This is a genomic window from Cellulomonas biazotea (assembly GCF_004306155.1).
Taxonomy (GTDB): domain Bacteria; phylum Actinomycetota; class Actinomycetes; order Actinomycetales; family Cellulomonadaceae; genus Cellulomonas; species Cellulomonas biazotea.
In genome coordinates this window covers 1-5,167 of sequence record NZ_BIMR01000377.1, presented here as the reverse complement: position 1 = coordinate 5,167, position 5,167 = coordinate 1, and the positions used below count along the sequence as shown (strand labels likewise).

Genomic DNA, 5,167 nt, shown 5'->3' with positions numbered 1-5,167 from the left:
GCCCGGGCGTCGTGGCCCGACTCCCCCGCCAGGTCGCCGCCCGCCGCGGTGTCGCGCCGCAGGACCGTCTCGGCCCGCTGCCGCCACGCACGGGCGGCGGTCGGCCCGAGGTGCTCGGCGTGCGCGACCTGCAGGTGGCGGCGCAGCACGCGGGGCAGCCGGAACCGCACCCCGTCCTCGCTCCAGGCGAGCGACCAGCGGCGGTCGAGCGACCGGAGCTGCGCGGCCGCACGGGCCGCGGTGCCCTCGCCCCCTGCACCCACACCCACCGCTGCCCCGCCGACGGCGCTCGAGCCGCCCGTGCCCTCGCCTGCCGCGCGCTCGCCGACCGTGCCCTCGCCTGCCGTGCCCTCGCCGACCGTGCCCACTCCGGCCGTGCCCGCTCCGGCCGTGGCTCCTCCGGCGGTGCCCTCGCGGCCCAGGCCCAGCAGCGGCGGCCGGGCCGTCCCCTCGACGAGCTCCTCGTACCGCCGGGCCGTGAGCTCCTCGAACGCCGAGCCCCAGTGCAGCAGGTCGAGCGTCGGCCGGTCGACGGGCGCCAGGACCTCGTCGACGAGGTAGTCCCGCACGTAGGACGTGTCGGAGCCCAGCGAGCGGATCGCGCGGCGACGGTCGGCGGGCAGCAGGCCCGACGTCGAGCGGTGGAACAGGTGGACGGCGGCCGCCCACCCCTCGGTCTCGTCGGTGAGGACGTCGACGTCGTCGAGCGCGAGCGGGTGCCCGTACACGTCGCGGAACAGCCGGTCGACCTCCCACACGCGCAGCCGCAGGTCGGCGGGCGTCACGACGGTCGGCGGCGGGAACTCCGAGCGCGCGAGGCTGAACACGGGCCGCCGCACCGACCCGAGCAGCACGTGCACGTCGGGGCTCGACGACACGAGCAGCTGCTCCAGGTCGTCCTCGACGCGCCGGACCAGCAGCTCGTGCGCGTCGTCGAGGACCAGCAGCGTCGGCGACCGCCGTGCGAGCACCGACTGCCCGAGCTCGTCGGGCGTCAGCACGAGGGTCCGCGCGCCGGACCGCACGGCGATCCCCGCGGGCGTGCACCGCCCCCACACGACCGGCAGTCGGCTGGTGCGCGCCCACTGCCGCATGACGGTCGTCTTGCCGGACCCGCGCGGGCCCACGACGAGGCCGCACCGGCTCGCGAGCACCTCGTCGAGCTGGTGCAGCAGCGCTCGCCGCACCACGCCACGCCCGGCGGTCGGGACGCTCACGTCCACCACCGGGTCGGCGACGGCATCGCGCCCTCGCGACATCGAGCCCCCCGGACCCCCCTGGGTGCCGGGCAGCCCCCGTCGCCGGCACCTCTCCCGCGATCCTCGCAAAGTCACGGCGTTCATGACAGGGCGATACCGGGCGAAAAGCCCCGTACGTCACCGCCGGTGCTGCGGGGACCGTCCGCAGCGGCGACCATCGTCCGATGACCGACGACGAGCAGCGCACCTGGACCGTCGACGACCACCTCCGCGATGCCGACCCCGCGCACGTGGCGCTGTGGCGCGAGGTGGTCGCGCTCGTCGAGTCGTGCGGGCCGGTCGCGGTGCACGCGCACAAGACGACCGTGACGTTCGCGGGGACGCGCCGCGGGTTCGCGGGCGCGCGCCCGACGCGGCACGGGGTCGACGGGTTCCTCGACCTGCAGCGTCCGCTCGGTCCGGACCGACGGATCCGCCGGGTGACGCCGTACACGCGGCGGCTGTTCGTGCACCACTTCCGCGTGACGTCCGCGGGTGACCTGGACGCCGAGTTCGCGGGGTGGGTCCGCGAGGCGTACGCGGTCGGGCAGGGCGCCCACCTGGCCTGAGCACCGGGCGGTCGGGATGCCCGTCCCCGGCGCGTCAGGTGCGCGGTCCGTCTGGTGCGCGGCGCGTCGGGTGCGGGCCGCGTCAGGTGCGCGGCGCGTACATGATCACCGCGACGCCCAGCAGGCACAGCGCGGCGCCGAGGACGTCCCACCGGTCCGGCTGGAACTTGTCGACGACCATCCCCCACGCGAGCGAGCCGGCGACGAACACCCCGCCGTACGCGGCGAGGATCCGCCCGAAGCTCGCGTCGGGCTGCAGCGTCGCGACGAACCCGTAGGCGCCGAGCGCCAGCACGCCCGCGCCGATCCACAGCAGCCCGCGGTGCTCGCGCACGCCCTGCCAGACCAGCCACGCGCCGCCGATCTCCGCGACGGCGGCGAGCGCGAACAGGGCGACGGAGCGCAGCACGGTCATGGGGGCAGTGTGCCGGGTCGGTGGGCGGCGGCTGCGGCGCGCTCGGCGAGCAGGCGACGTTCGCGCGGGGTCGGGGCGAGCGCGGCTGCACGTTCGAGCTCGTCGGCGGCCTCGTCGCGGCGCCCGAGCCGGAGCAGGACGTCCGCGCGGACGGCCCCGAGCAGGTGGTACCGGGCGAGGCGCGGGTCGTCGCGGACGGCGTCGACGGCCACGAGCGCCGCCTCGGGCCCGTCGGCGTGCAGCACCGCGACGGCCCGGTTGAGGTCCACGACGGGCGACGGCGCGAGCTGCGCGAGGGCGTCGTACAGGGCGACGACGGCCTCCCAGTCGGTGTCCTCGAACCGCGCGGCCCGGCTGTGGCACGCGGCGATCGCGGCCTGCACCGTGTACGGGCCGAGCGGGCGACCGAGCGTGGTCGCGGTGTCCAGGGCGGCCAGGCCGTGCATGACGAGCGTGCGGTCCCACCGGCTGCGGTCCTGGTCGGACAGCAGGACGGGCTCGCCGGCGGCGTCGGTGCGGGCGTCGAACCGCGACGCCTGGAGCTCCATGAGGGCCACGAGTCCGTGCACCTCGGGCTCGCGCGGCAGCAGTCCCGTCAGGACGCGGCCCAGGCGCATCGCCTCCCCCGCGAGGTCACGGCGCACCCAGTCGTCGCCGCTGGTCGCGGCGTGCCCCTCGGTGAACACGACGTAGACGACCTCCAGCACCGACGCGAGCCGTGCGGGGATCTCGTCGGCCTGCGGCACCTCGAACGGCACGTGCGCCTCGGCGAGCGTGCGCTTCGCACGGGAGATCCGCTGCCCGACCGTCGGCGACGGCACGAGGAACGCGCGCGCGATCTCGTCGGTCGTCAGGCCGCAGAACAGGCGCAGGGTCAGCGCGACGCGCGACTCGCGCGGCAGGACCGGGTGGCACGTGAGGAACACGAGGGACAGCAGGTCGTCCCCGACGGGGTCGTCGACCACGGCGTCCGCGGGCGGGGCGTCGGCCGTGCCCGCCGCGGCGACCACGTACTTCACGTCACGGTTCCGCTCACGCCGGATCCGGTCGACCGCGCGGTTCCGGGCCGTCTGCTGCAGCCACGCACCGGGCCGGTCGGGGACGCCGTCGCGCGGCCACTGCTCGAGCGCCGCGACGAACGCGTCCTGCGCGAGCTCCTCCGCGAGCCCGACGTCGCGGACCAGCCGGGTGAGCGAGGCGACGAGGCGCGGCTGCTCGATGCGCCAGACGGCCTCGACGGTCCGCCGTGCGTCCGTCACGACCGGTGCCCCGTCCGCCTCGCTCCCCGGCTGCGCGTCACGCCCCGTGCTGCGCGCGGATCTGCTCGGCGAGCTTCTCCTCCGCCGCGGCGACCTCCGGCGTGTACGCGTCGCCGAAGTCCTCGACCGTCGCGATCGGGCGGATCTCCAGCACGGAGTGCAGGCCCATCGTCGCGGGGCACCGCTTGGCCCACTCGACGGCCTCCTCCAGCGAGGAGACCTCCCAGATCCAGTACCCCGCGATGAGCTCCTTCGCCTCCGCGAACGGCCCGTCGACGACCGTCGTCGTGCCGCCCTCGAACACGACGCGCGCGCCCTTCGCGCTCGGCAGCAGGCCCTCGCCGCCGAGCATGATGCCCGCCTGGACGAGCTGCTCGTTGTACCGGCCCATCTCCTCGAACATCTCGGCGGTCGGGGCGACCTTGTCCTCGTCGGCGCCGTTGCCCTCGATCATGACCAGGACCTTCATGGTGCTCTCCTTCGGGTGCGGACCGCCTCGACGCTAGTGCCGGGGTCGGTGTCTCACCAGGTCGTCGAACGGCGCCGCGGTCCTTCGACACGCCTCCGGAGATTTCGTCGGGCAGGCGACGACCTACGCTCGTGCGGTGCCGCCGACCACTCCGCCGACCACGCCCCCGACCGTGCCGCCGACCATCGAGACCCGCACCGCCGCCGACATCACGGCCGCCGAGCTGTACCCGCTGCTGGCGCTGCGCGTCGACGTGTTCGTCGTCGAGCAGGCGTGCCCGTACCCGGAGCTCGACGGCCGCGACCTGCTCGACGACACCCTGCAGGTCTGGGCCCACGACGACGGCGAGCTGCTCGGCACCATCCGGGTCCTCGGCGTGCACGGCACGGAGCCCGCGATCGGGCGGGTCGCCACCACGCCGGCCGCCCGGGGCCGGGGCGTCGCCGGGGCGCTGATCGAACACGGCATCACGCTGTGCCGGGCGGACGCGACCATCCACCTGCACGCCCAGGCGCACCTGGAGCAGTGGTACGCGCGGTTCGGCTTCGTCCGCGCGGGCGACGACTACGACGAGGACGGCATCCCGCACGTCCGGATGGTGCGCACCCCGCGCTGACGTCCCGGCGCACGCCCCCGGCCGACGACCCCGTCCTAGTGCCCGCCTCGGGCGATCGAGCGGGCACCGTCACGGGGTCGGCGGCCCCGTTAGAAGCGGTCGACGACCCCGTCCTGGTGCCCGCCGCGGGCGGTCGAGCGGGCACCGTCACGGGGTCGGCGGCCCCGTCAGAAGCGGCCGCCACCTCCGCGGCGGCTGCGTCCGCTGCTCGACGACCGTCGGCTCGACGACGCGCGTGACGACGACCGGCTCGACGACGACCGCCGGGACGAGCTCGACCGCGACCGCGACGTCCCGCCGCTGAAACCGCCACCGAACCCACCGCCCGAGCCACCGCTGCCCCAGTCGCCCCACCCCCCGCCGGAGCCTCCCCACCCGGAGCCCCCGCCGGACGACGTCGACCACGACCGGCTGAGCTCGCGGCTCCGTTCGGCGGCGACGTCCTGGTCGGCGAGCTGCCGGGCCGCGGCGGCGAGCGCGCCCGCGGTGTCGAGCGCCCGCAGCGCCCCGACCGGGTCGGCGCCGCCGAGGACCGCGGACTGCTCGACGTGCCGGTGCGCCTCCGCGAGGCGGGTGCGGGCCGTCGCCCCGACCGCAGAGC

At 76.2% G+C, this 5,167-nt stretch carries 5 protein-coding genes and 2 pseudogenes; 2 read left to right on the top strand and 5 right to left on the bottom strand.

From position 1 onward, the window contains the following. Nucleotides 1-1,217 (bottom strand): annotated as a pseudogene (locus CBZ_RS21400) (hypothetical protein); the annotation flags it as partial. A 206-nt stretch (nucleotides 1,218-1,423) separates the two neighbouring features. On the opposite strand from CBZ_RS21400, the gene CBZ_RS18865 reads away from it, so the two are divergent. Then, a complete protein-coding gene (locus CBZ_RS18865; protein WP_130782997.1) occupies nucleotides 1,424-1,807 on the top strand; it encodes a DUF5655 domain-containing protein in 384 nt (127 codons plus the stop codon). A gap of 82 nt (nucleotides 1,808-1,889) precedes the next feature. Here the strand turns inward: CBZ_RS18865 and CBZ_RS18860 are convergent, their stop codons facing one another. Genes CBZ_RS18860 through CBZ_RS18850 form a run of 3 tightly spaced genes read right to left on the bottom strand, consistent with a single transcriptional unit; the run spans nucleotide 1,890 to nucleotide 3,950 of the window. Next, the gene (locus CBZ_RS18860; RefSeq protein ID WP_130782996.1) at nucleotides 1,890-2,222 is read right to left on the bottom strand and encodes a YnfA family protein; all 333 of its coding nucleotides are present in this window, start codon (nucleotides 2,220-2,222) and stop codon (nucleotides 1,890-1,892) included. Then, the gene (locus CBZ_RS18855) at nucleotides 2,219-3,481 is read right to left on the bottom strand and encodes an RNA polymerase sigma factor (protein WP_130782995.1); all 1,263 of its coding nucleotides are present in this window, start codon (nucleotides 3,479-3,481) and stop codon (nucleotides 2,219-2,221) included. Before CBZ_RS18855 ends, CBZ_RS18860 begins: the two co-directional genes overlap by 4 nt. Before the next feature lie 37 nt (nucleotides 3,482-3,518). Beyond that, entirely contained in the window at nucleotides 3,519-3,950 is a 432-nt protein-coding gene (locus CBZ_RS18850; RefSeq protein WP_130782994.1) for a YciI family protein, read from the bottom strand. Between the two features lie 136 nt (nucleotides 3,951-4,086). Between CBZ_RS18850 and CBZ_RS18845 the strand changes: the two genes are divergently transcribed. Continuing rightward, nucleotides 4,087-4,566, top strand: coding sequence for a GNAT family N-acetyltransferase (locus CBZ_RS18845; protein WP_373862202.1), 480 nt, complete (start codon nucleotides 4,087-4,089; stop codon nucleotides 4,564-4,566). Between the two features lie 167 nt (nucleotides 4,567-4,733). Here the strand turns inward: CBZ_RS18845 and CBZ_RS21175 are convergent. Next, nucleotides 4,734-5,167, bottom strand: a pseudogene (locus CBZ_RS21175) (hypothetical protein); the annotation flags it as partial.